Source organism: Bartonella vinsonii subsp. vinsonii (assembly GCF_902825235.1).
Lineage (GTDB): Bacteria > Pseudomonadota > Alphaproteobacteria > Rhizobiales > Rhizobiaceae > Bartonella > Bartonella vinsonii.
On record NZ_CADEAJ010000007.1, the window covers coordinates 1 to 24,852 of the forward strand.

Annotated in this window: 29 protein-coding genes and 5 pseudogenes; 26 read left to right on the forward strand and 8 right to left on the reverse strand. The window is 41.1% G+C overall.

Annotated features, from left to right (window positions below):
• The 3 genes and pseudogenes from J7R12_RS05950 to J7R12_RS05955 all read left to right on the forward strand — a co-directional run.
• Window positions 1-782, forward strand: a 782-nt coding sequence (locus J7R12_RS05950) for a DnaB-like helicase C-terminal domain-containing protein (RefSeq protein ID WP_208439037.1), incomplete at its 5' end; no start/stop codon positions are given.
• Window positions 783-818: 36 nt separating this feature from the next.
• Window positions 819-1,276 (forward strand): annotated as a pseudogene (locus J7R12_RS09005) (hypothetical protein); the annotation flags it as partial.
• Window positions 1,277-1,649: 373 nt separating this feature from the next.
• The gene (locus J7R12_RS05955) at window positions 1,650-2,180 is read left to right on the forward strand and encodes an antA/AntB antirepressor family protein (protein ID WP_126602665.1); all 531 of its coding nucleotides are present in this window, start codon (window positions 1,650-1,652) and stop codon (window positions 2,178-2,180) included.
• Window positions 2,181-2,228: 48 nt separating this feature from the next.
• Here J7R12_RS05955 and J7R12_RS05960 read toward each other — a convergent pair whose 3' ends face one another.
• Window positions 2,229-2,657 (reverse strand): type II toxin-antitoxin system HicB family antitoxin, encoded by a 429-nt coding sequence (locus tag J7R12_RS05960; protein ID WP_126602663.1) that lies wholly within the window; start codon window positions 2,655-2,657, stop codon window positions 2,229-2,231.
• A 67-nt stretch (window positions 2,658-2,724) separates the two neighbouring features.
• Window positions 2,725-2,916 (reverse strand): hypothetical protein, encoded by a 192-nt coding sequence (locus J7R12_RS05965; protein ID WP_126602662.1) that lies wholly within the window; start codon window positions 2,914-2,916, stop codon window positions 2,725-2,727.
• A gap of 302 nt (window positions 2,917-3,218) precedes the next feature.
• Here J7R12_RS05965 and ssb point away from each other — a divergent pair, with 302 nt between their 5' ends.
• The 14 genes and pseudogenes from ssb to J7R12_RS06035 all read left to right on the forward strand — a co-directional run bounded on the left by ssb (window position 3,219) and on the right by J7R12_RS06035 (window position 14,404).
• A complete protein-coding gene (ssb, locus tag J7R12_RS05970; protein ID WP_126602660.1) occupies window positions 3,219-3,659 on the forward strand; it encodes a single-stranded DNA-binding protein in 441 nt (146 codons plus the stop codon).
• Between the two features lie 11 nt (window positions 3,660-3,670).
• On the forward strand, window positions 3,671-4,207 hold the full coding sequence (locus tag J7R12_RS05975; RefSeq protein ID WP_126602657.1) for a hypothetical protein: 537 nt from the start codon (window positions 3,671-3,673) through the stop codon (window positions 4,205-4,207).
• Window positions 4,208-4,275: 68 nt separating this feature from the next.
• Window positions 4,276-4,475: pseudogene (locus J7R12_RS05980) on the forward strand (type II toxin-antitoxin system HicA family toxin).
• Window positions 4,472-4,867, forward strand: a complete 396-nt coding sequence (locus J7R12_RS05985; RefSeq protein WP_126602655.1) for a type II toxin-antitoxin system HicB family antitoxin — start codon at window positions 4,472-4,474, stop codon at window positions 4,865-4,867. Before J7R12_RS05980 ends, J7R12_RS05985 begins: the two are co-directional and overlap by 4 nt.
• Window positions 4,868-5,186: 319 nt before the next feature.
• Window positions 5,187-5,369, forward strand: a pseudogene (locus J7R12_RS05990) (hypothetical protein); the annotation flags it as partial.
• Window positions 5,362-5,802, forward strand: a pseudogene (locus J7R12_RS05995) (major capsid protein); the annotation flags it as partial. The pseudogenes J7R12_RS05990 and J7R12_RS05995, both read left to right, overlap by 8 nt.
• 1 nt (window position 5,803) lies before the next feature.
• Window positions 5,804-6,158, forward strand: a pseudogene (locus tag J7R12_RS06000) (head-tail joining protein).
• Window positions 6,159-6,277: 119 nt separating this feature from the next.
• Entirely contained in the window at window positions 6,278-6,826 is a 549-nt protein-coding gene (locus tag J7R12_RS06005; protein WP_126602651.1) for a hypothetical protein, read from the forward strand.
• The gene (locus J7R12_RS06010) at window positions 6,807-7,496 is read left to right on the forward strand and encodes a phage baseplate assembly protein V (protein WP_126602649.1); all 690 of its coding nucleotides are present in this window, start codon (window positions 6,807-6,809) and stop codon (window positions 7,494-7,496) included. The genes J7R12_RS06005 and J7R12_RS06010 overlap by 20 nt, the downstream gene beginning before the upstream one ends.
• A complete protein-coding gene (locus tag J7R12_RS06015; RefSeq protein ID WP_126602647.1) occupies window positions 7,493-7,834 on the forward strand; it encodes a GPW/gp25 family protein in 342 nt (113 codons plus the stop codon). The genes J7R12_RS06010 and J7R12_RS06015 overlap by 4 nt, the downstream gene beginning before the upstream one ends.
• The gene (locus J7R12_RS06020) at window positions 7,831-8,658 is read left to right on the forward strand and encodes a baseplate J/gp47 family protein (protein ID WP_126602645.1); all 828 of its coding nucleotides are present in this window, start codon (window positions 7,831-7,833) and stop codon (window positions 8,656-8,658) included. The genes J7R12_RS06015 and J7R12_RS06020 overlap by 4 nt, the downstream gene beginning before the upstream one ends.
• Window positions 8,658-9,776: a phage tail protein gene (locus tag J7R12_RS06025; RefSeq protein ID WP_126602643.1), complete on the forward strand. Its 1,119-nt coding sequence runs from the start codon at window positions 8,658-8,660 to the stop codon at window positions 9,774-9,776. Before J7R12_RS06020 ends, J7R12_RS06025 begins: the two co-directional genes overlap by 1 nt.
• A 1-nt stretch (window position 9,777) precedes the next feature.
• Window positions 9,778-12,921, forward strand: coding sequence for a DUF4815 domain-containing protein (locus tag J7R12_RS06030; RefSeq protein WP_126602641.1), 3,144 nt, complete (start codon window positions 9,778-9,780; stop codon window positions 12,919-12,921).
• Between the two features lie 13 nt (window positions 12,922-12,934).
• Complete coding sequence (locus J7R12_RS06035) at window positions 12,935-14,404, forward strand: Bgr_08870 family protein (RefSeq protein WP_126602639.1); 1,470 nt, start codon at window positions 12,935-12,937, stop codon at window positions 14,402-14,404.
• A gap of 88 nt (window positions 14,405-14,492) precedes the next feature.
• On the opposite strand, the gene J7R12_RS06040 is transcribed toward J7R12_RS06035, so the two are convergent.
• From J7R12_RS06040 to J7R12_RS06050, 3 genes are all read right to left on the reverse strand, one after another.
• Entirely contained in the window at window positions 14,493-14,780 is a 288-nt protein-coding gene (locus J7R12_RS06040; protein ID WP_126602638.1) for a HigA family addiction module antitoxin, read from the reverse strand.
• Window positions 14,781-14,797: 17 nt separating this feature from the next.
• A complete protein-coding gene (locus J7R12_RS06045; RefSeq protein ID WP_100129247.1) occupies window positions 14,798-15,076 on the reverse strand; it encodes a type II toxin-antitoxin system RelE/ParE family toxin in 279 nt (92 codons plus the stop codon).
• Between the two features lie 122 nt (window positions 15,077-15,198).
• On the reverse strand, window positions 15,199-15,405 hold the full coding sequence (locus J7R12_RS06050) for a helix-turn-helix domain-containing protein (protein ID WP_126602636.1): 207 nt from the start codon (window positions 15,403-15,405) through the stop codon (window positions 15,199-15,201).
• A 77-nt stretch (window positions 15,406-15,482) separates the two neighbouring features.
• Here J7R12_RS06050 and J7R12_RS06055 point away from each other — a divergent pair, with 77 nt between their 5' ends.
• Complete coding sequence (locus tag J7R12_RS06055) at window positions 15,483-15,812, forward strand: HigA family addiction module antitoxin (protein ID WP_126602633.1); 330 nt, start codon at window positions 15,483-15,485, stop codon at window positions 15,810-15,812.
• 72 nt (window positions 15,813-15,884) lie between these two features.
• Here the strand turns inward: J7R12_RS06055 and J7R12_RS06060 are convergent, their stop codons facing one another.
• Window positions 15,885-16,394, reverse strand: coding sequence for a Rha family transcriptional regulator (locus tag J7R12_RS06060; RefSeq protein ID WP_126602631.1), 510 nt, complete (start codon window positions 16,392-16,394; stop codon window positions 15,885-15,887).
• 134 nt (window positions 16,395-16,528) lie between these two features.
• Between J7R12_RS06060 and J7R12_RS06065 the strand changes: the two genes are divergently transcribed.
• Genes J7R12_RS06065 through J7R12_RS06100 form a run of 8 tightly spaced genes read left to right on the forward strand, consistent with a single transcriptional unit; the run spans window position 16,529 to window position 22,797 of the window.
• On the forward strand, window positions 16,529-17,920 hold the full coding sequence (locus J7R12_RS06065) for a phage tail sheath subtilisin-like domain-containing protein (protein WP_126602629.1): 1,392 nt from the start codon (window positions 16,529-16,531) through the stop codon (window positions 17,918-17,920).
• Window positions 17,920-18,426, forward strand: coding sequence for a phage major tail tube protein (locus J7R12_RS06070; RefSeq protein ID WP_126602627.1), 507 nt, complete (start codon window positions 17,920-17,922; stop codon window positions 18,424-18,426). The genes J7R12_RS06065 and J7R12_RS06070 overlap by 1 nt, the downstream gene beginning before the upstream one ends.
• Window positions 18,427-18,428: 2 nt before the next feature.
• Window positions 18,429-18,716, forward strand: coding sequence for a phage tail assembly protein (locus J7R12_RS06075; protein WP_126602625.1), 288 nt, complete (start codon window positions 18,429-18,431; stop codon window positions 18,714-18,716).
• A gap of 47 nt (window positions 18,717-18,763) precedes the next feature.
• A complete protein-coding gene (locus J7R12_RS09010; RefSeq protein ID WP_234924827.1) occupies window positions 18,764-18,826 on the forward strand; it encodes a hypothetical protein in 63 nt (20 codons plus the stop codon).
• On the forward strand, window positions 18,823-20,889 hold the full coding sequence (locus J7R12_RS06085) for a phage tail tape measure protein (protein ID WP_126602623.1): 2,067 nt from the start codon (window positions 18,823-18,825) through the stop codon (window positions 20,887-20,889). The genes J7R12_RS09010 and J7R12_RS06085 overlap by 4 nt, the downstream gene beginning before the upstream one ends.
• Window positions 20,890-20,894: 5 nt before the next feature.
• The gene (locus J7R12_RS06090) at window positions 20,895-21,275 is read left to right on the forward strand and encodes a phage tail protein (protein WP_126602621.1); all 381 of its coding nucleotides are present in this window, start codon (window positions 20,895-20,897) and stop codon (window positions 21,273-21,275) included.
• On the forward strand, window positions 21,272-21,496 hold the full coding sequence (locus J7R12_RS06095) for a tail protein X (protein ID WP_126602619.1): 225 nt from the start codon (window positions 21,272-21,274) through the stop codon (window positions 21,494-21,496). Before J7R12_RS06090 ends, J7R12_RS06095 begins: the two co-directional genes overlap by 4 nt.
• A complete protein-coding gene (locus J7R12_RS06100; RefSeq protein ID WP_126602618.1) occupies window positions 21,493-22,797 on the forward strand; it encodes a contractile injection system protein, VgrG/Pvc8 family in 1,305 nt (434 codons plus the stop codon). The genes J7R12_RS06095 and J7R12_RS06100 overlap by 4 nt, the downstream gene beginning before the upstream one ends.
• 85 nt (window positions 22,798-22,882) lie before the next feature.
• Here the strand turns inward: J7R12_RS06100 and dcm are convergent, their stop codons facing one another.
• Together dcm and J7R12_RS06110 are read right to left on the reverse strand one after the other, a co-directional pair.
• Window positions 22,883-23,809 carry a DNA cytosine methyltransferase gene (dcm, locus tag J7R12_RS06105; RefSeq protein WP_126602616.1) on the reverse strand — a complete coding sequence of 309 codons (927 nt, stop codon included), beginning with the start codon at window positions 23,807-23,809 and terminating at the stop codon, window positions 22,883-22,885.
• Window position 23,810: 1 nt separating this feature from the next.
• Window positions 23,811-24,719, reverse strand: a complete 909-nt coding sequence (locus J7R12_RS06110; RefSeq protein WP_197721517.1) for a type II restriction endonuclease — start codon at window positions 24,717-24,719, stop codon at window positions 23,811-23,813.
• Window positions 24,720-24,852 lie beyond the last annotated feature (133 nt).

Below are 24,852 nucleotides of genomic sequence, written 5' to 3' on the forward strand. Positions count from 1 at the left end.
GCCCCAGAATGGGAAAAACATCTCTTGCGACCAACATTGCCTTTAACATTGCCAATGCTTACAAGCGTGATGGCACAACACAAGATAATGAGGGAGGTATCGTTGGATTCTTCTCCTTGGAAATGTCTTCAGAGCAGCTAGCAACCCGTATCATTTCTGAACAAACGGAGGTTTCTTCTTCTGATATCAGACGGGGCAATCTCTCCGAAGAGCAATTTGCAAAAATCATCCGTGCTATGAATCGCTTACAAAAAGCCTCGCTTTATATCGACCAAACGGGTGGTCTTTCTGTAGCTCAATTAGCGGCACGTGCTAGACGTTTAAAGAGACAACATGGTTTGGATGTTTTGATTATTGATTATATCCAGTTAATAACGGGGCATTCCAAACGTTCCTCAGACAGCCGTGTGCAAGAAATGACAGCCATTACCATGGCTCTTAAGGCATTGGCGAAAGAACTAAATATTCCTATCATTGCTCTTTCACAGCTTTCACGACAAGTTGAAAACCGCACCGATAAACGCCCACAACTTTCTGATTTGCGTGAATCCGGTTCGATTGAACAAGATGCCGATATTGTTTTGTTTGTCTATCGTGAAGAATATTACTTGAAAAATGAACAGCCAAAGGAAGGCAGTATTGAAGCTGTCAAATGGCAAGAAAAAATGGAACAAATTATGGGGCAAGCTGAAGTGATTATAGTCAAACAACGTCATGGTCCCATAGGAACTGTCCCTCTTGCTTTCCAAGCTAATTACACACGTTTTCAGGATTTCAAGTAGATGCAAGAGAAGACAAGGTAGTTTATAACTTTATATAAAAAAAATATTGACTTTATTCAGGGCATTTTGACATTCGCGTCTGTTGGTTTGATAATAGTAACAACTATTTTTGCAATTTTAATATCCCTTCTGAGTTGCAGAACAACCCAAAATATAAAGATGATGATACAACGGCTTGGGTGAAACTAACACGTGATTTACAACAATATATGCACCAACTCTTAAATATAATAATTTTAGCGCTTATCGTTTTAATTTTCCCAAATAGTTATAAAGAAACTGTTTCTTTGCCTGTAATTTCTAGGTATATGGAACACAAATTTCCTTTTTCATTAGATACCGTAATGTGGTACTCAGATATCGCTGTTTGGTATTTAAACATTGTACTTTGGTATTATTTTTTATGCCGTGTACTCTTTCTTATGTTGTATACACACAATTTAATAAATATATCTATCCTCACCCTGCAGTGTTCCATTATAAAGCCACAGTGAAATTTCCGATTTTATAAAACTGTTTAGGTTAAATGGCGTTTTCTCTCCTCAACGTTTATTGATGAAATCAACAACAACATCAAAAAATTATCGGAAGCAGCTTGACATTATTTCTGTAATGTGTATTTTCGAATCAGGTGCCTAGAAAACGCCTTAAATCGATAGCGGATAGATTGCCGACACAATCTCTTCTCCGCACATTAAAGGCTTTGACTCATTATATGTTACACGCATATAATGCTCTCGTCGGGTGTGGCTATGCCATAAAATACCCTTTTGGGAAAAACATAGCGACGGACTATCGACCGTGTTTTCTAGCGCCCGGCATCCTCTTGGGATGTCAATAGAAAACCTCTAATCGATAGGAGTTCATATGAACACTCTCATTAAAATTACAGAACAAACGATTGATCAAGAAACAGTTCAAGCAGTAAATGCGCGTGAGTTGCATACGTTTTTAGAAGTAAAATCCGAATTTAGAAATTGGATAAAAAATCGCATTGAGGAGTATGGTTTCCTAGAAAATAAGGACTTTATAAGTTTCGCTAAAATTTTAGCGAAACCTAAAGGCGGTCGTCCAAGTACAGAATATCACATCACTTTAGACATGGCGAAAGAGCTCTCAATGGTGGAACGTAATGAGAAAAGTAGACAGGCTCGACGCTACTTTATTGAATGTGAAAAGAAACTAAAAAGCCAATCTACTAATTATGATAATGATACGCGCTTTGATAATTTTAACTATCTTCGCCAATATGTTTTGACAAATTATCCTAAAATCATGGGGATCATCTTTAGTCGTCTTTTGAAAATAGATGAAATTGAAAAAGAGCTTGATCATTACAAATCAGTTACAAAAGAAGCTAAGCGCGTTCTAGCAAGATCTGTAGTAAAAGCTGCTTAGACTTAAAACAGAACTCCCTTCCCCATCTTCAAAGGTGGGGAAGACGTTTCAAGCCGCGTTTTTGATTGTAATAACGACTTGCTTGCCAAGAACACTCAGTGCTTGCTCTAGTGTTTGAAGCTTAGTTGGATAATTGGGATCAAGAATGCGTCTTGCTTCTGTTTCTTTTTTACCCAAACGATTAGCCAATTCTGTTTTTGTGATATTCGCTTCATTAAAGGCTTCTACCACTGCTAACTTAAGAGCATTCCATGCGTCTACAGTTACCGCTACAAGACCTTTATACTGCTGGGGTGTAGGTAAAGATAAACCACGCATAGGATAGCTCCGTAATGCTAACCCTAAAGCTTCAACAGCATTCTCTAATGCCTCTGCTCTATTTTCTCCAGCTGTTATTGCTTCTGGTACATCTGGAAAGGTTACAATAAAACCACCATCTGGATCAGATTCCAGTTTTGCTTGATAAGTGTATTCCATGTTTAGGTCTCCTCGCCATAATCGAAATGCTTTTGAAACGAAAAATTAAAGCCGTTGAGAGAGTAACTCATACCCCTAACTGCTTTTTTATTATTTTCACGTAAAGTGGTGTTAATTCACCAGATTTTATAACGGTTGTCTTGTCTCCAAAAGTTACCAAATAATGTGACCCTTTACCTGCATCAGGAGTTTCACTGTAATGAATGCCTCTTTTTCTGGCTTCTTTACGTAATTCTCTAAGCAGCGCTTCTCGTTTCATTTAGCCTCCCCTTTCTGCATAAAATGAATATCGCACAAAAAGGTTCGATAGTCAACAATAAATCGAACAAAAAAGTTTGATACAGACTCTTAATGAAAGGATATTTATTGAAAAGTTAAAAGCAGAAATAAGAAAGCCGTGCCATTTGTGTGACATGGTTTTTTGATGAATAATTTGTCAAATAATATTATAATATAATACTTTAAAAAGCTGTTATTAATTTACTGAATTATTTGATAAAATATGTAAATTATGCTAAGATTTTTCATGTATAAATTGCACATCAAATGGAACTTACAAGCATGTTAAATAAAGTGACGTTAATCGGGCGTTTGGGTGCTGATCCCGAAAGCAAAACTATGATCTCTGGAGCAGAAGTCGTCAATTTTCGTATAGCAACTTCTGAGAGCTATACAGATAAAAAGACCAATCAAAAAATAGAAAAGACAGAATGGCATTCCGTTGTAGTTTTCAATCCACATTTGGCAAAAATAGCGCTTCAATATTTGAATAAAGGTTCAAAGGTTTATGTAGAAGGCAAATTACAGACACGCAAATGGCAAGATAAAAATGGACATGAACGTTACTCAACAGAAATTGTCTTACCACAATTCAAAGGCGAATTGTATTTGCTTGATGCAAAGAAAGAGCAATCTTCTTCACCTGTCACTTCCCAAAGTTATGCCGCCGCTTCAGGAGCTGCTGATTATAATACATCTCTTAATGATAGCATGCCATTTTGATTGAAAAAAATATGACAAAAAGAAAAAAACGTGCAAAACGTGGTCGTCCACGGATTAAAGGATGTATCAGAGAACCGAATGGTCGCATCTCAAGAGCCAAAACACCGCGTGAACCCGTTGATCAATTAGCAATAGAAATACGCGCTAAACGCTTCTGTTTAACCATAGAAGACGCCAAAAATCCGCTTGCTGGTACCTATATCGGGCGGCTTTATTTGCAAGGAGAACTCAATCAAGATCAATATGATGCTGCACAAAAATATCTTGAAGTGAGAAACAATTACCTCTGTGCAAAAGCGTTACCTAATGCTGTTTATGATGACTTTACTCCTTCATCAAATGAGGAGGCACAAAAACGGTGGATTGAAAGAGTAACTCATTGTTATGAAGAGACAAAAGAGGTTATCAAAGAAGCTCAATATCTATATCGCCAACATAATTTTTATGCCACCTTGCAATATCTTGTTATAGAAGACCAATCACTACCATATCTTGTTAATTCTCTGCGTATCGTGCTTAACGGACTTCATAAACATTTCAGTCGTTAAAAAAAGAATTGACATCAAATGAGAAATCATTAAAATGTGTATATATTTACACATTATGAGTTTAGGTAATGGAACAAGATAGCCGAAAAATCATTGCAAAATTAAAGCGTGATGGCTTTGAACTTGTCAAAGTAAAAGGTTCTCATCATAAATTAAAAAAAGATGGTAAGGTTGTTATTGTTCCGCATCCTAAAAAAATCTTCCGATTGGTACAGCACGTTCTATCGCACAACAAGCAGGTTGGTTAAAAAAAGGAGAAGAAGAATGAAAAGATTTTTTGCTCTTGTTCATAAAGATGAAGATTCTGCTTTTGGTGTTCAGTTTCCCGATTTTGAGGGACTTTTTTCTGCTGCTGATCAAGAAGAAAATTTAATCGCAAATGCAACAGAAGCACTTCAACTTTATTGTGAAGATATAGATACGGTGCCTATTCCTTCAAAATTTGAAGAAGTCATACAACGGCAATCTGTCAAAACAGCTTTGGCCGAAGGAGCTTTTTTAATACAAGTCCCCTTTATTGAAAATGACACTGAAGTGGTGCGCACAAATATATCTATTGAACGAGGACTTTTACGTGCCATTGATGATTGTGCACAAGAAAGAGGCTTAACAAGATCTGCTTTTCTGGCAACAGCAGCGCGTCACGAGCTTAATATTTAGATTTTCTTACTTTTTGGATGCATCAATGCATGCCATTTTATTCCTAAAAACACTAGATTTTGATCAAAAAAATAAAAAAACACAAGATCATGATTTTTCTATTGACATGATGTAAAAAATCGTATTTAATGACAATACGGCATTAGTCGTATTGTATCCAAAATTTAAAAATCCCCCCTCAAAATTCAGTAAAATGTGGACTTGAAACGCGGCTAAAAAGCCCTGTTTTCTTGAAAATTTTGGCTAATCCATTTTTCACAGTGTAAAAATCAATATTTGACCCATTATGTTATTAAATAATTCCCCAAAAGGAGCTATGATGAAAGCTGTCATCACTAAGCCAATGTGTGTCGTTGGCGACAATAAAAGCACCGTTCGTTTTGAACCTTCAACACAAACGACCCCATTTGTTGAAATTTCCAATCAGGTCTATGCACGTCTCAAACGTGCCAATGCTGTAAAACCTTTTGTTGAGGTTAAGACAACAGCAAAGCTTGAAAAACCATAAAACAATTCGTGAGACCTATTTAAACACAGCCTTAGCACAGACCCTCAATAGCGCCGGAGGTGTTGCAACACCAAGTGCTCTTGGCTCGGGGAGCTTTGGTAGTTTTGACTTTACAGGGGTGACGTTTATCAATTATCGAAGCATTCACAACTATAATGTGAGTGCAAAAGCTGGGACAAAGCGCGCTATAGGAATTAAGCCTGATGAATGTCAATTCTTTCCTGTTGATGCCCCTAGTGTATTCCAAAAAACCTTTGCTCCTGGTGAAAGCTTGGATTTTGCCAACACGGTTGGAAAACCTCTCTACACGATGCTCATCGTCGACCACGACCGTAATGCATGGGTGAAACCTGAAGTGTACAGCTATCCGCTTTACATTTGCACACGCCCTGAAATGCTGTTTAAAGCAGTCATTGGAGCGAAATAAGATGCGATGGCACGGGCTTGCTCAACAAAATGGTTAAAGATGTACGCAACACTTTTGGGCAGCCCATCATCTACACGAGAAAGGACAACCAGCAATCTTTTCGGATTACAGCGATTTACGGCATTAAGCATTCGGAATCGGACGCCGGTGGTAGAATCCCCACCACAATTGCAAGAAAGGAACTTGATCTTTGTATTAAAGACATTGGAGGCTTACCACCAAAGCCTGAAGATAGCGTTGTTGTAATGGCTCCTGAAAACACTGAAGATACCACTCAGGAACACTTCATTGTCATAGATGTCCAAGCCTCTGAATCCGGTATGTATAAGCTTATCTTGCGGGAGAAAAAACAATGAGACATCTTTTTTTAGCGGCACAGTAAAACAGCGTTTTGATTATCCATCACACTGTAAAGCTTCTCCTTTAAGACGAAGAGGAAGCAAATAAAAATAGCATCAATTCAATAGGAACACTCATGCCCCCCAGAGAGACAATCAGGGAAAGTTTTGTTGCGTTGATCAAAGCAGCAAAGACGGTTGCTGATGACAATGTTTTCAATATGCGTGATTTCAACTTTTCCGTTGAGAAAATGCCGGCCATTAATATCTCAACACAAAGCGAAACAATTGAAGATAGCTATGATTATGGAGTAAAGCGGCGTGTCTTAACGGTGGATGTTGAATGTTATGCGACATGTGAAGATGGAGCGCGTTTTGTTGACCAATTAGCATGGGAGGTTGAGGAAATTTTCTATGCCAATCCCAATCTTAACAACACCGTTGAAACATGCCGCCTGCAAAATATTGCTTTTGCCTTTCGTGATAATGGCGCCCTAGCACTCCATGGTGCAATTTTAACCTTTCAAGTCATTTATGTAACCAATATCCCCTCCCCTGATACAGAAGAAGACAGTGTAACAGCAAGACTCATTGAACCTTTCTTAAGCTTTGAACCAGAAACAGGCGCGAGAAACAAAGACAAATATCATAAAATCGAGGGTACTCATGTTAGAGCGGCGCGATAAAGAAATCACTGATTTAAAGAGACGTGTGGCAAATATGGTTGTGGTGGGTAAGATTAGCCATGTCGACCATAAAAACGCACGCTATCGGATAAAAAGTGGCAATCTCATCAGTGACTGGATTCCAGACACACAAGCCCGCGCCGGTAAAACACGCTCCTATGAAGGGCGTGATGTTGGAGAGCAAGTAGTTGTTATCTCGTCATCGGGGGATTTATCACAAGGGGTGATTGTTGGTTCCATTCATACAGATGCTCATCAAGCAGCCGATAAGGGCAACATTCACCGAACGATATACCCTGATGGAACAACGCTTGAATATGATGATGAACAAAACCGCTATAGCATTCATATCAAATCAGGCGGAAAATTTATCCTCACAATTGCGGATGGCATATCTCTTAAAGGTGATGGTGGCAAGCTAGAGCTTACCGCACCAGAAGGTATAAAAATTTCTTCAGAACGTGACTTAAGTTTGAATGCAAAGGGCAGTATTTCTTTGAAAGCGGATGGTGGCGTTTCACTGAATTCGAATGATAGTCTCTCTCTTCATTCCGGTAATCATGTTTCCATTCATTCAAGTGGATTAAGGCATAACGGCACCAATATTGGAAACAGCCATGTTCATGGTGGTGTCTCCCCTGGTGGTTCTATGACAGGAGGTCCCAATTGAACAGTGGAATGGACCGCACAACGGGAAAGCCATTGACCGGCATTGCGCATTTGCGCCAATCAATCCTTGATATTTTGTCAACGCGGATTGGTACACGGGTGATGCGGCGTGACTATGGTTCACGCGTTGCCGAACTTATTGATGCACCGGTGAATGAGGCTTTTGCTGTTACCCTTTATGCCGCTATTGCTGAGGCTTTAGACAAGTGGGAACCGCGTTTTAAACTGAAAACAATTGATTTTAAATGGAGTGAGGCTGGACAAGTTTCTTTGTCCTTTGAAGGCATTTATTTGCCTTCAGGCAAGCCCATTACCATGGAAGGACTATTGATACAATGAATGGGGCGCTTGCAAAACCAGAAATCATCACAGAAATTTCTTTTGAGGAAATACGGGCTTCTGCTCTTGCCCATTTAAAAGAGCTTTTGCCTGAATATACCATTCTTGAAAGTGATCCGGCAGTCAAAGTCATTGAGGCTTTTAGCTATCGAGAGTTGCTTTTAAGACAGCGTATTAACGAAGCGGCACGCAACAACATTCTTGATTTTGCAACCGGTGAATCTCTTGATGCTTTAGGAAACTGGCATGGTCTTGCCCGCATGGAGGGTGAAAGTGATGAGAGGTATCGTGAACGTATTCAACTTCATGCCCGTGGTGGCAACGGTAGCGGGACAGAGCCCTATTACAAGCTTATAGCCTTAACAGCAGATAATCGTGTTAAGGATGCGATTGTTTACCGTAAAGGCAAAAACCCAACCATCTATGTTGCTCTTTTTGGCAACAATGAAGAAGGAACCGCATCTGAAGATCTCATACAAACAGTCTCACAAGCCCTTCACAGAAAAAATATCATCATGACCAATGATACAATCATTGTTCACGCTTCTGTCAAAAAAGTGGTGGATTTGGAAGCAGATATTTGGCTGTTACCGGAAACATCTTTGAAAATTCTCACGACAATGGAAGCAAATTTAAGAGCCGCATGGAAACAAGAACAAGCCATTGGTCGTGAATTAAGCCTCTCATGGTGGATTTCAAAATTAATGATTGCTGGTGTCCAGAAAGTTATCGCCATTACACCAACACAAGACAGTGCGGTTTGTGATGAAGAAGTTTTATCGATTGGAAAAATCACCTTAAACTTCAAAGGGCGCGCCCGTTAATGGTTGGCTCCCTACTCCCAAGCAATGCAACAGAATTTGAAAAACGCCTTGCTGAGGCATGTGATTTTCATCAAGATGTGGATGGTTCTGTTTTGGGGATTTCACGCTCTAAACTGATTACCCGCCCTCCCCGTTTCTTGCCGTGGTTGATTGAAGAATATGGGCTTGGAGAACTTACACCTTATGTTCCAAACCTTTATGATTTGATTGATCAAGGGCTTGAATGGCAGCGCTTGCGCGGCTCCCTTGCTGCAATAGAGTTGGGGCTTGAATGGCTTCAAATTACAGCACGCTTTCAACCCGCATGGACGGGACGTGCATGGTGGAATTCCTTTCAACTTTACTTTGATCAATTGCCTGAACGAACACAGCTCGAAGCCATTGAAGCCATCACAGATCTTTCCAAAAGTTTGCGCTCTGATTTTCGCCGTGGTGTCAATGGCTATGATGTGCAAGCTGTTGAATGCAATATGTCACGGCTTGATGACAGCATGTTGGAGTATGAAAGCGGTGTGTGCATAACAGCTGGGGGCACTTTGTTTTCCTTCGGGCGCACTACAGAGAGCACCCATCTTCTTAGTAAAGAAGAAGGCAGGCTTATTGGCAATTGGATCGATGATGGGGATGAAGAATTAAGCTGGGAACAAATTGATTATCCATGGGATATGGCAAACTTTCCGTGGTGTTCGGTCAAAAAACATGAACGCGATATTTTTATGGCAGAGTGGTTTCATGGACGCACGCTTTATCTCGTGTTACGAGACAGCCAAGATGGCGTGATTGGGTATCGCAGATGCTATGCTGTAGCGCCTGTCGAACAGGCTTTAGAGGGTGTGTACAGCCATGCAGGCGGCAGATTTAACCCTTCCACAACAGGCACTCTGTTGTTTCTTGCAGCACGCACAGATTTTGGCGATGTTGACGGCAAACAAGCAGCATTTGTTTCCCTTCTCGTTCATGCCACCCCCAAACAAGATATCCCCCTTGATATCCCTTTGGGCAAGCTTTGGTTGGAGCCTGATGAACTCAACGGCGGTGTGGAGATCCTCAAAACAGCTATCAACATTCCTTTGCGCGCCGATGTTCGCGAACAATTCAAGATTTTATTGAGGTTTTAACATGAAGCATGAAAGTGGTTTACCCTTTGCAATTGACAGATCTCGTGGCAAAGAGGAACAGCAAAGCGTTGTGTTTTATGGACAACGCCCCTTTATTCAAAGCGGTGAACTGAATGAGGTTCAAACTATTATAAGAGGACGCCATGACCGTTTGGGGCGCCTTGTTGCCAAAGAAGGTGACCGTGTTGAACGGGCTGATGCTTTTGTCAACAAAGAGATGAGGACCGTTACTTTAACAGAGGGCAAGATTTATATCGCCGGTGATATCTTTCCGGTCTCTGAAGCCATACTTAATAATGTTCCTATGGTTGGGCGCCTTGAAATCGGTGTGAAGCTACAGAAAAAATGGATAACCCATGAGGATGATCCAGAGCTATTGGGGCAAGTTCCAGGCACCTTAGCAGAAGGAGAGCCCGGTGCGGCACGCGAGAGTGCTAAGCTTGTTTGGGCACTCAAAGAGGATGCACAGCAAGGCACGTTCTTTCCGGTTTATATTTTGCAAGATGGCATTCTCATTGATCAAAAATCCCCCTCTCTGCTTGAACCGGCCATGCAAGCCATTGCCACTTACGACCGTGCGCATGGACATTATATCGTCAAGGGATGCCGTGTGAGCGCATTAGGAGCAAACAATGGTTGCCAAGTGTTTAGTATTCAAGAAGGGGAAGCGAATATCAATGGTTTTAAACGCAAACGCCTTGCCGCTTTGCGCCATGAAGAACGAGAAGACTTTTCGACAAGCGTTGTTCCTAGTGAAACGCATATTTTTGCACCCCCAAAAGGCAAAACAAGCTTTACCTTTAAAAGCTATTATGCCCCCATTGCCGATATTCACTCGCTTTTGTTGACAAAAGAAAAAACCGTTAACGTCACCCGTGGTGCAGTTGCTGCAGGGCGTGATGGTGTTCCCGATAAAAGCATCACCGCGTTTATTAAAGTCGTTCAAGGCAACAAGGAATTTAAAGAAGGCACAGATTTTAAAAAGACAGGAGATACCATTGATTGGGCACCGGTGGGAGATGAACCTGCTGGTGGGAGCACTTATAAAGTCACTTATCGTTATCGTGCGCAAGTGACAGCTGATAAGGTAACAGCGCAGGAAATCACTGTCTCAGGCGGCGCTGAGGGGGGCGATATTATCGTCAGTTACACCTACAAATTGCCCCGTATTGACCGTATAGGTCTCAATACAGGGGGCGATGTGGTTTATATCAAGGGGATTTCGTCAGACGATCCCATGGCACCAAGCGTCCCTGATGATGTGTTGTCCCTTGCAACCATTACCAACAATTGGCTTGAAACGCCGGGTGTTGTCAATGATGGCACACGAGTTGCGCCCTATGATGAGATGTGGCGTTATTTTCAACGGGTGCTTTCCCTTGATCGGTTGATGCAGTTAGAGCGCATTAAAAGCAATGTCGACTCTAAAGAGCCTGTTGCCAAAAAAGGCATGTTTGCCGACCCTTTTCTGGATGACTCTTACCGAGATGAAGGCTTTCAACAAACAGGGGCTGTAGGCAATGGCATTTTGCAGCTTGCCATTGACCCAACATTCTATACGGCACCTTTAAAAGCCCCTGTCACCCTTGACTGGACAAATGAAGTGATCATTGCGCAAGAATTGACAACGGCTTGCGAAAAAATCAACCCTTATCAAAATTTTGCGCCCCTCCCTGGTACGGTCACGCTTACCCCCGCAACAGACTTTTGGCACGAACAGCGCACCGATTGGCTCTCAAGTGTCACCAATCAAATCATTATGGGAAAACATCGCGGCAGTACCATACGTAAAACAGAAGTAAGCGATAATTTCATCAACACACACCAAGAACAAACTGATTTCTTAAGACAAATTACCCTTCACTTTAAAATTGAAGGTTTTGGCAAGTTAGAACAATTAGCAAGCCTCACCTTTGATGGTGTGAGTGTCTTGCCAACGAACCGCCTTGTTGCCAATTCCAACGGCGTTCTTGAAGGCACTTTCAAGATTCCACAAAACATTACCGCTGGCACAAAAAATGTTATAGCACGGGGGAAAGGTGGAACAACGGCAACAGGTCTTTTTACTGGCAAAGGTGTGATTGATGTGAAGGTAATGCGGCGCACCATAACGGTGAAGATATGGGAAAAAGACGATCCACAAGCACAAGTCTTTATCCCAGATGAAACACGGCAAATTACTGGCATTGACTTTCATCTTTGCAAAATTGGCAATAAGGACCATGATCTGGTGATTGATTTGGTCACCACAGAAAACGGCTATCCCACCGCCGATATTCAAGCACAAAGTTTTTACTCCATGAAGGGCGCAAAGGCAGGATGGGCAGAGGCACGCTATGATGTACCACTCCTTATTCCCGATGACCGCTTAACGGCTTTTGTCATCAAAACAGATGATAGTGATCATTCTGTCTCCTTGGCAAAACTTGGCGATTTTGATGCCGAACACCAGAGATATGTCTCAAGCCACCCTTATGTGACCGGTCCACGTTTTTCTTCTGTTAATGCGCAGACATGGACCGCCCATCAAGATGAGGCTTTAGCCTTTCGGGTGTTGGCGGCACGCTACACACAAACAGAAAAAACCATTGATCTTGGCAGTTTTGATCTTGTTGACTGCTCTGATTTGCAAATACGCGCAGCCATTGAATTGCCTTCAAGTGATTGTTCTGTCATCTTTGAAATTGAACGAAACAACGGCACGATTTATCAACTCCTTCCCTTTCAATTGCTAAGCCTTACCGAATATATCAGTGAAAAGGTAAAGCTTCGCGCTATTCTCAAAGGCACCGAAAAACTCTCACCTGTTTTGTTCGCTCCAGTGCAATTGATTGCGGGAAAGATTCATAAAACAGCCACCTATGTCACCCGTGCTTTTTCCTTTGGCGAAAAGGCAAGGTTGACCAGCTATATCAAAACTTTTTTACCGGGCGGTGCAACCTTTACACTGGAGATGCAGCTGGATGATGGTGCTTTTACTCCTCTCACATTAGAGGAAACGGAGCAACTTGCCGAGCCGCTTTGGACAGAGCGCAAATTTGTAAGCAGCGACAAAACAGCTAAACAGGCGCGCTTAAAACTCACGCTAACCGGTGGACCAGCAGCGCGGTCCATGGTGAGTGATTTTGGTGCCGGTATATTGTGAGGGGAAAACAGACATGACAAAAACCAAAAAGCTTGAAATGGAATTGCCGAAAGAAGGGCGTTTTATCAGTTCTGAATTCCCCATTTTGCGGGAAAACTTGACAAAAATTGATCAGGCAATAGCAGATGTTGAGGAAAAGGTAGAGGGAAAAGCACCTTCAAAACACACGCACCCTATAAGTGATGTTGCAGATCTTGAAGCAGCTCTCAAAGGCAAAATGGCAGCCGATAAAACCTTCACTTTTGCTGATTTAAGCGATATCGAGGGTGCAAAAGATGCCGCAAACAATTATGTTCTCTATAAAGCAAGCAACAATCATTTTACCTTTGGCAGTGCTATTTCCTTATTAGGTACGCACCAACATAAAACCGAAGATATTATTGGATTAGATGAATTTAGAGCCAAGATCAACGAAGATCTGACAGCCTATGGTCACCTAAAACAAGCCAATGAATGGCAGGATTATAACAAGTTTACAAAAAAAGTCACTATGAGTGGTGGCTTGGAACTCATAAGCAATTCGTCTGAAAACTTCAAGCCCCATACTCATTCGTTATTCGGTTTCATGCATAATGATACATTGGGTTTCATGAATGAGGATGATTCCTCATTTAGCCTCATCCATAATGGTAAAGTGGTCACAAGTTTAAGCACAACTGGAAGCTCACTTAAAGGACCGCTGAAAGTGGATGGTGATGTTGTTTATACCAAGGCGCAAGTGGATGCAGCTATACTGGCACAAATAAAGAACCTTAAAAAAGCTTTAACCGATCAGATCATTAATTGGCCGGCACTTGCCGATGCCGAATTGCTCTATACGCAAGATGGGAAAATTGAATGGCCTGATTGGGTAACTGATAACACAAAAGTTGAAATCCAAGCATGGGGTGGCGGCGGTAGTGGTGGTGGTGCGGATACACCAAGATTAGGCGGCGGTGGCGGTGGCAGCGGTTGCACGGTGTGGTATGGTTATAAAGCCAGTTTAAACGGTCATGAGGATATCGTGATTGGTAAAGGAGGGGCTTCTATTGCAAAACGCTATGCAACAGGAAATTCTGGAGGAACAACAGTTGTTGGTAAAAATTTCATGACTGCTACAGGGGGACATGGTGGTGGGGGTGCTTATTACGATAACTCTCGCGCAAATTTTGTTGGTGGTACTACTTACTACTATTCAGGATCTGGCGCTGCTGGAGGTACAGGTGGAAACTTTGGTTTAGCAACAGACGAACATCCAGGAATCGCCAAAGGCGGAAATGGTTGTTCAGGAACGAGTGGAATTACTAGCAAGACAAGCGGTAATGGAGGTGATGCTGGGGGTGATACATCAAGGGGTGGTTCTGGAGGAACAGGACAAGGTAATTATACTTCAGGAAAAGCAGGGCGTGGTTTTGGTGGTGGCGGTGCTGGTTCTCATGGAGATTCCTCTCCAAGCGGTGCTGGAGCTGATGGCGCTGTTCTTATAAGATTATGGAAAGAATGAATGGTTATAAAAAAACCACAAGAGAAAGATGATCAAAACTAAGCTATAATATTACATTCAGAAAGCATTCCAATACGATAGAACGGAACTAACAAGAACTCGTGAAAAGAGGATGTATTTTAGGTTGTTTATGTTTTAGAGCTTGCGCTAAATCATAATTTGCCTGCATAGCTAGCCAAGCACGTGCAGTACTCACACCAGCCATTTCAAGCCTAATAGCGAGATTGGGACTAATAGCAGCTTTCCCATTTAAAACCCTAGAAAAAGCTACACGAGACATACCAAGCCGTTCAGCTGTTTCACTAACAGATAAGCCAAGTTCTGCGATTACATCTTCACGCAAGAGTTCACCAGGGTGTGGAGGGTTTTTCATCATTTTTTAGCTCTCCTTATTTAATGATAATCTAGATAATCAACCAATTCGACATCTATACCAACAAAACGGAATATTACACGCCAATTTCCATTTACTGTAATCGACCAATAGCCCTTAAGATCACCTTTTAGAGGATGTAATCGAAAGGACGGATAATTCAAATCATTTGGTGATATAGCTACGTCAAGAGCACCTAGAATACGCCTTAACTTTTGAGTATGAGCAGACTGAATTCCTTTTGTAGTGCCAGTATTGTAGAAGGCTTCAAGCCCTTTATGTTTAAATCCCAAAATCATAACATATTGTATCGTGTATAGTTACCAAATACAAGAAAAAATTTCATAAATCCTAATAAAATACCTTATCATTGATTTAAATAACCAATCACAGAAACAAGATCTTTAGCGGTTAAGTTCATTTATTCCATTCTCAATTTAATAGCCTCAATTGGATGAGGTGGAGAAACAGGATAGTGTTCCGCTTCATACGCTTCAATTAACAAAACAAGAGTTTTCATTCTATCAAATTCTGGAGTATTAACTTCTGGCTGATTGTCAAACATCGCAGACACAATTTCTAAAGCTTCTTGGTAATTTCTCTCTGTACGAATTGGTTTGATATTCATTTCTTAAATTACACAGTATTGATGTTATACTATTTAAATTGTAATGGTTTTTAAGTTAATTGCAAAGAAGACTATCTATGACTACACGCAATCCTAATCGTTGTCCTACTCATCCAAGAGAAGTTTTAGCAGAAATTATTCCTGAAACTGGCAAAACAAAGTCAGAAACTGCACAGATGCTCGGTATATCACGCCAACATCTCTATGATATCCTGAATGCAAAAAAGCCTGTCTCTCCTGCTATTTCTGCTTGTCTTGGCAAAATGTTTGGTGATGGAGCCGCTATATGGTTACGTATGCAAGCCAATTATGACGCTTGGCATGTCGAACGCGATATAGATGTTTCTTCTATTCCAACACTAGAAGCTAGTAAAAAAGTAGATGTGCAAATGGAACATAGTCGTTAAGAAGGTGCCGTTTTGAAAGCATTTTATCTTCTCCCCGCCTAAAAGACGAGGAGATAAAATTATATTTTTAAACTATGCAGCTTTTACAACAGATCTCTCTAAGACTCGCTTAGCTTCTTTTGTAACCGATTTATAATGTTCAAGTTCTTCTTTGATTTCATCTATTTTCAAAAGACGACTAAAGATGATACCCATGATTTTAGGATAATTTGTCAAAACATATTGGCGAAGATAGTCAAAATTATCAAAGCGTGTATCATTATCAATCAATTGGTTTTTTAAATCATAGAAAGCTTTAACAAGTGCTTTTTTAAACGCACGCACCGTATCGTTGTTACGCATATAGGTCATGAGTAAAGTTGCTTGTGGTTCGTTGAGGATAGTAACTTCTCTTCTTTGTCTTCCACCTTTGGTTCCAAAGGGTAGCATTTCAAATGCGACCCTTCCAAATTCTTCAAAATCTTCAATATGTTGACGTACAAGCTGTATAACTGTTTTATGTGTATTACCTACACCCTCTGCAATTTTTAAAGAGGTTGTGACAGCGATACTATCATTGTTGATTGTTACTAAATTGTTCATGATGAACTCCTTGTTGTTAGACGTTTTTCATTGACATTTTTTATAAAAATGCCGAGTGCTGAAAAACACGGCAACAAGCCTCTCATTTTTCCCATTCATTTTCATTCACCACTTAATTTTAAGGAGCATAAAGTATGGCAACAGGTTTTCTACACGGTGTTGAAGTTGTCGAGGTTGACGACGGCACCCGTCCCCTTCGCGCGGTTCAATCGGCAGTTATCGGTATTGTGGGTACAGCACCCGATGCAGATGAACAAGCCTTTCCTCTTAACACACCCGTTTTGGTAACAGGCTCTCTTTCACAAGCCGCTAAACTGGATAAAACGGGTAAGCGTCAAGGCACCCTACCCAATGCCCTTGATCTCATTTTCAAGCAAGTGGGTGCCATTGTTGTCGTCGTCCGTGTGAACGAAGGTGACAATGAAAATGCAACACCCACCAATGTTCTGGGCGGTGTGAACGCAAATGGCGCTTATGAAGGCGTCCATGCTTTGATTGGAGCACAATCCATTGTGGGACAAACACCACGCATTCTCATTGCTCCAGGTTTTACACACAAACGCCCTATCAGTCTTAGCAAGATTGATGTGATAAACCAAGGAAGCGGTTACACTCAAGCAACTGTTAAAATTGCTGGCGGTGCAGAAGCAGAAGCAATCCTGAAAGATGGAAAAATAACTTCTATTGTCATTAAGGACAATGGCTTTGATTATCAAACCGCCCCAAATGTGACGATTGAAGGAGATGGCACTGGAGCGACAGCCAAAGCCGATATCAGTACAACCTCTAATCCTGTAGCGGCAGAACTCATTGGTATTGCAGAGCGTCTGCGCGCTATTGTGGTGCTTGATGCACCCAATACAACCGATGAAGCAGCACTTAGCACAGCAAAGGATTTTGACTCCAAGCGCGCCATTATAGTTGACCCTTTTGTAAAGGTGAATCGTGGTGGAAAAATCCTAGAAGAACCAGCAAGTGCGGCAGTTGCAGGTGTCATTGCCAAAACAGATTTTGCAAATGGTTTTTGGCATTCACCTTCAAACAAAGTGATCAATGGCATTGTTGGTATCTCGCGCCCAATTGATTTTTCCATTGGTGATAGATCAAGCCGTGCCAACCTTCTCAATGAACAAAACATTACAACAATTATTCGCGAAAATGGTTATCGTCTTTGGGGCAATCGCACCCTTTCAAGCGATACAAAGTTTGCTTTCTTATCGGTAGTGAGAACCGCGGATATGATCAATGACGCTATTTTGCGCGGGCATCTATGGGCGGTCGACCGCAATATCAAAAAAACCTACATGCATGACGTGAGTGAAAGCGTCAATGCCTATTTGCGTGATTTAAAAGCACAAGGCGCCATTCTTGGTGGGCGTTGTACGCCTGATCCAGAGTTGAATACAGCAAGCGCTATTGAAGGCGGCAGAGTCTATTTCAATGTCGAATTCACACCAACAACACCAGCAGAACACATCACATTCCGTTCACGCATTGTCAATGATTACTTAGAGGAGATTTTTTAATGACTATCCCCGTTTTACCAAGAGTTTTGAAATATTTTAACATTTTTGTTGATGGCATTCCCTATCAAGCAAAATGTGAAAGTGTGACGCTACCAAATTTAAGCTTGGTTGTTGAAAACTATCGCGGCGGTGGCATGGATTCGTCCATTGAGGTTGACCTTGGTCTTGAAACTCTCATCCTCACCATGACCATTTCTGATTGCTCTCCAGAGTTGATGTCCCTGTTAGGGCGCTCTGATGTCGACATTTCATTGCGCAGTTCAATGCAAGCGCAAGGCACACCAGCAGAAGGTGTTGTCATAACTATGAGGGGACTATGCAAAGGCTTTGAAATGGCAGAATGGCAACCAGGAAGCAAAGCAACATCCACTGCTACCTTCACATTGCAGTATTTCAAATATGTCCAGAAGGATGTGGAAATTGTTGAGATAGACGTCCTCAACTTAATCAGAAAATTCAATGGCGTTAACCAATTAGCAGAACATAAAAACTTTTTAGGAATGTAAAAATGACAATACAAACAAGTATTACACATCAATTGCTTATCCCTGTTATCTTTGAAGGAAAAAAGCATACCACAATCACTTTACGGCGTCCCAAAACAAAAGATGTGCAAGCAATTGATAAGAAAGAAGGTGTTGAACAAACAATCGCTATGGTTGCACGCCTTTCTGAATGGCCCCATGAAGCTGTTGGAGAACTCGATATTAATGATTTGTCGAGCATTGGGGAGATTTTAGAGTCTTTTATCAAGCGGCGGGACACCTCGACTGGGAAACCGCCGCTAAACTCATAGCCGATATTGCTCTCGTTTTTCATTGGTCCCTTTCAGACATGATGGAAATGGAACCGCAAGAGTTAATATTCTGGCGAAAACAAGCAGCAGAAAGGTATAAGACAAAATGAGTGAAAAAGTTGCTGATGCAAAGGTCAAACTGTCTCTTGAAGACAAACTCACCGCACCTCTTAAACATCTTCAAAAAAAATTTGATACATTGTCAAAAACGCTCTCACATAGATTGAGTATTCCTCGCTTTTCTGCTGCTGTCAAAAACATGACAAAAAGCCTTCATGGCGTTCAAAGTGCTCTTGGCACGGCGGCAAGCCGTGCTTCAGTCTTTACCGGTGTCTTAGGGCTTGCGGGTGGTGATCTTGTGGCAAGTGTAACCGCCCTCACCATGAAAACCATGCATCTGGGGGATAGTCTTCACCACGCATCACGGCATTTGGGGATGAGTGTTACAGCACTTCAATTATGGGGTGATGCAGCCGATAATTCAGGATATTCTGCTGAACTCTTTCAACAATCCTTAGCAACTTTAAACAGGCATTCAGCACAAGCATATGCCGGACAAAAAAGAGGCATTATGGGGTTTGAGGCGCTTGGCATTTCTGTCAAAAACGCTTCTGGAAAACTCAAATCAAATTCCGTTTTGTTGGAAGAAATTACCGACAAGATGAGTAAGATGAAAAATCAAGCGCAAAGACAGCATATTGCCGCTCTACTGTTTGGTGGTGATGGCAAGGAAATGGCAGCCATGCTTGCGCAAGGGATGGCACCCATAAAAGAACTGTTTGCAAAAGCACGAAAAGGAAAATGGCTCATCGGTGCCGATGTTGCACGCTATGCAGCGGACTTAAGTGACAAAATGGGAGCTTTTAAGAAAAAAATAGGCGGTATCGCTAGCTTTATTGGCGCACGCTTTATGCCCGTGATCAATGATATGATTGACGGTTTTTCTCGCCTGATTGATGAAAACCGTGATCTTATTCAAATAACCGTTGCTGGGTGGGCAAAAACCTTAAGAAAAGTCTTTAATGATTTGCTTAATCCTACCTCTGATTTGAGAAAAGGCATCAGCGATCTCACAGAGAGAATTCAAGGCTGGTTTCAATGGATGGAGCCGTTGGTTGGTGAAATAACCCTCTTCAAGGTAGGGCTTGTGGCACTTGGTTCGTTCATTTTTGGTCCTCTCATCGCCGCATTAGCCGCAGCGGGAGCAGCGTTTGTCACACTTGGCTATACTATAATGACGACACCTATCGGTTGGCTAATTGGCGGTATTGCTGCCCTTGTTGTAGTCTATAAATATTGGGATAAACTCAATGGCTGGGTAGCCGCATCTTTAGCCGCAGTTGGAGTAGTTCTTATAGCTTCAGTTATTCCAGCAATAACTGCCGCTGCATCCTCTTTTATATCGTTTGGTATCGCAATCATGACCACTCCTATCGGCTGGATCATTGGCGGTATTGCTGCCCTTGTTGGAGCTGGATATTTGCTCTACAAAAATTGGGATACGGTAGTAAGCTTCATAAGCAACTTGTGGAATTTTTTTGCCAACTTATGCAGTAACATTTTCAGTAAACTCTTTACGCTCTTTAAAAACTTTTCACCACTCGCTTGGATTGCAAAAAAAATCAATGCATTGATTGAATGGTTGTTTGGGGTCGATTTAATGGAAGCTGGTGCTAATCTCATTGGTAGCTTGTGGGACGGCATCAAAAGCCAATGGAATGCTCTGTCTGAATGGTTTAGCGGCATGATAAGCAAATTAACTAGCTGGATGCCTAATTGGATGAAAAAAAAGTTAGGCTTTAATGTTTCAATCAACAAAACTTCAACGGAGACAATTAAAACCTTTACCGATGAAACCAATGCACGGGCAAAAAAAATGCTGGATACAGTAGTGGTTACAAATACCCCGCCTGAAAAACGCAAGAGTGGTTTTAATACAAGTGTCGTTGAAACAGGACAAATGCAGGCAACAAATGAAGTGGGTGCCTTTAAAGCTCCAGAGCCCATTACGGTTCATAAACCCGTTGAAGTAGACGCCCGTGTAACCATTACAAATCTCAATATTTCAGTACCAAATGGTCTCAAGGACGAAATCAGAGACGCTGTCAATCAAGCACTTGAACGCTATGCAAAACAACAATGTTTAGCCATAGCCTCTAGCCTTTCGGATTAAATACCATGATGTTAGCTTTGGACAGTTTTATTTTTTCGATTGAAACAGCAGCCTATCAAACACTTGATCTGTCTTATGGTGTGCCATGGGTGGAGCAAGGGCGTTTGGGGCGAAAGGCTGCTCTTCAATTGCCAGCTGTTGCAAATGCGGAATTTTCTTTAGCAGGAGTAATTTATCCAGATTTCAAAGGTGGTCATGGACAACTGGAATATTTACGGCAAATAGCACATATGGGACCTCATATCCTTGTAACGGGTCAAGGCAAAATCTTAGGTAAGTTTGTCATTCTTTCCGTGGAGGAAAAGCAAAGTGTTTTTCATCATAATGGCACCCCCAAAAAACAAGAATTTACAGTAAAATTGAGAGAATATGGTGAAGACCTATGAGTGATCTTTACAGGACCAAAGAAGGTGATATGGTCGATGCCATTTGCTGGAAATACTATGCCAAAGGTCAACAAGCGCTTGCTGTTGAACGTGTCTATGCGGCGAATTTAGGGCTTGCAGACTATGGACCCATTTTAACAGCAGGCATCACAATAGTTTTGCCATCCCTCCCTTATCCCAAAGCCACACCCGTGATCAGAATTTGGGGTAGCAAATCATGAAACCTTTTTGCATGGTTCTGGCAAATGGAGAAGACATTACCAAAACGCTCATGGATTATGTTTTATCGATTGAAATTACCGATGAGGCAGAAGACAAGAGCGACCGTATCACCATAGAGCTTGATGACCGTGCACGCGACAGTGATAATGGCTTTCTTGACATTCCTTTAATCGGGACAGTTATTTCCATAACACTTGGCTATGAAGGCCGAAAAAACCGCGATATGGGAGCCTATCTGATAGACGAAATCTCCGTGAGTAGTCCACCACAAAGCTTAAGTGTGACAGGGCGCGCCGCCTCCATGAACACGTCTTACAGAACCCCAAAAAGCCAATCCTATCACCAGCAAACCCTTGGCAGTATTGTTCAAGAGATAGCGGAGCGTAATGGTTATAGTGCGAAGGTTGATCCTGCTCTTGCAAAAATCGTTGTGCGTCACATTGATCAAACATCAGAAAGTGATATGGCTTTTTCCACACGCCTTGCAGAGGAATATGATGCAGTAGCAAAGCCCGTTGATGGAAAACTTGTGCTCGCCAAACGGGGTGAAGGCAAAGCCATTACCGGTGAAACACTCCCTGTTGTTGTTATCCATGAGAAACATTGCACCTCTTGGGATTTTAAATACAGCGCACGAGATGAAGCAGGTGCAGCAAATGGCTTAGAAACAGATGTGGGGGACGACCAAAAAGCTGCGGCTGATGCACGAGAACCAGAAGAGATTGATGATGATGAAAACTTTATCCATATGGATGACAGTGACAGAGCAGAACCATCATCATCTGAATCGGAAAAAGCAGAAAAAGAATCTGAGCAAGAAGAAGACAAAGAGAAAAAAGGCGGTGTTCTTGCAGCCTATCATGATATCCGCAGTGGTGAAAAAAAAGAAGTCAAAGTTGGCAACCCGCCATTTCATGAACTCAAATATACTTACCATAACCAATCAGAGGCTGTTGCGGCCATTGCTGGTTATCGCAATAAGTCATCACGCGGTAAGTCTTCTTTCTCATGTGATATTGGTGGTGATCCGTTTGTGCAAGCAGAAGCAAAGCTTGTTCAAGAGCCCCCTTTCCGCCCTTATATTCCAGCAGAATGGCGCATCAAAAGCGTCAAGCACAAACTTGATAAAACGGGTGGTTACACCACAAAAATAGAGTGTGAACTTTTTGATAAAGCACAGGAAGATGCGGCCGAGAACGTTGCAAACACAACACCAGACAAAGACGATACCCTTGATCCAAACGCTCCACCCAATGCATGCGATGAAGGCGAAGGCGTCATCCATATGGACAAGGATTAATATCAACTTTATGAAGTTTTTTTAGCAGAAGGTTATTTGTTGTGCCGTCCTGTTAATGCCTTTTAGGAAGGAGATCAATGAACATTTACGATAGATATTTTTTCATCTGCAGCGCAATGGCTTTAATGACTGGAACAGATACACTATTTCCAAATTGGCGATAGGCTTGCGTATCAGATACTGGAATCTTATAGCTTTCAGGAAATCCTTGCAAGCGCGCTGCTTCTCTTGGAGTCAGTTTTCTAGGATTTTTATTATCCTGCATTATGAGTATTTCGCTCCCATCTTTGTAATAACGGGCAGAAAGTGTATTCGTGTATGGCGATTCCACGTTGAAAAGCCCGTAACCAAATCCCTTTCCTTTTAGTTTATTCAGAACCTTTCTTCGTTGATGTCCATGCCAAAGAGTATTGCTAATTGTATATTTTTCATCAACCTCATTATCTAAAATATCTCCCACCTTTGTTTTAATATTCATGGGAGATGGGAATTTAAAATCTATAGAATGATCTAAAAAACCAATGATGTATATGCGCTCGCGATTCTGAGGCACCCCAAAATCCCGTGCTTTTAAGATATCATAAAAAACTTTATAACCGCTTGATTGTAAATGCTCTATAATACTAGAAAGGGTACGTCCCTTATCATGTCCCTTTAATTGCTTAACATTCTCTAATAAAAATGCTCGAGGCTTCCTATGTAATAAAATTCTATTGATATCAAAAAATAAAGTTCCACGTGCATCCGCAAACCCCTTCTTCAAACCCGCTTGCGAAAAAGGTTGGCAAGGAAAGCCCGCTAATAAAATATCATGCTCTGGTATTTCTTCTTCATTGATCTGAGTAATGTCTCCATGGACGTGATCGTTGTTAAAATTAAGCCGATAAGTTTGAATAGAGTATTTATCAATTTCCGATGTAAAAACACACTGGGCATTATCCAAGCCAAATGCAGATTCGAAACCCAAACGAATCCCTCCAATGCCGGCAAATAAGTCAATTAGTTTAAACATCTTACTGATTTTTCCAATAATTAAACATCTCAGGTAGTTCTTTCAAAAAATATGTTTCAAAATCTATAACGCTGTGGTTATGCAATATTTTTTCTTGATTTTTAACTGTATTGAGTACGACGATAACAATGTTATGCTTGTTCATTTGTTCAATTTTATTTACAGAGATTTTATCATCAACTGTTAACAAGTGAATGTTAGGAACTTGAGACCTTGACTGTTCTTCAATAACTTCTTGCCAACGTTCACGCAAAGTAGTTTTCATTGTGCCAATAATAGCCTTATCGCGTCTTTTCTTAAAACACTTTATGCTCGGTAGAACTGAATCAACCATTTTACCCAAACCGGCTTTTTTAAATAGGTCTTTTCCAACTTCTTTTTGAGCATCGAAACTGTAGCCAAAGTGATTATATAAAAAATAAATGATATCTTCAAATGTTTTTCCCGCACGTGAACGACGTGATTGTGTATTGCTAAGACACAATGCATAGATATATGGAATAATTTTTCCTGCATATTGCCCAAAACAATTTATTAGCTGCTCGTTAAATTTGTGGGAATCGTGGATGTTAAGCTGAAATAATTTCAAACTTAGTTCAGTAATAATTCTTTTAGGCATTTCAAACTGGTGGCTAATTTCCATCAAAATAGCAGAATTGAAAGCAGATTCTTGCTTTAACAATACGGAATACGATAGTTCTCGCATATCAAAAATTGTCTTAGAAACTTCCTCTTTTTTGAGCAACTCATCTATAATTTGTTTATTTTCCTGTACTACTTGACTTACTATTTTATCCATAGGTGAAATCAGTTCACTTCTTTTTTTCTTGAGAAAGTTTCCGAAGCTTTTTTTTTCTTTCTCATCAAGCCCACAAAAATCTTCTAAGCTTTTGTATCCTATATCAGTCATTGCATTAAATCCTACAATTAAACAAGTACAACTGATTAGCAGATTCTAAATTTTAACCAATGGTATTTTTGTCCGTTTAGGCGAGGAGGAAGCTAATTTTTTACTAATTAAATAGCTTTTTCAATATCTTTTT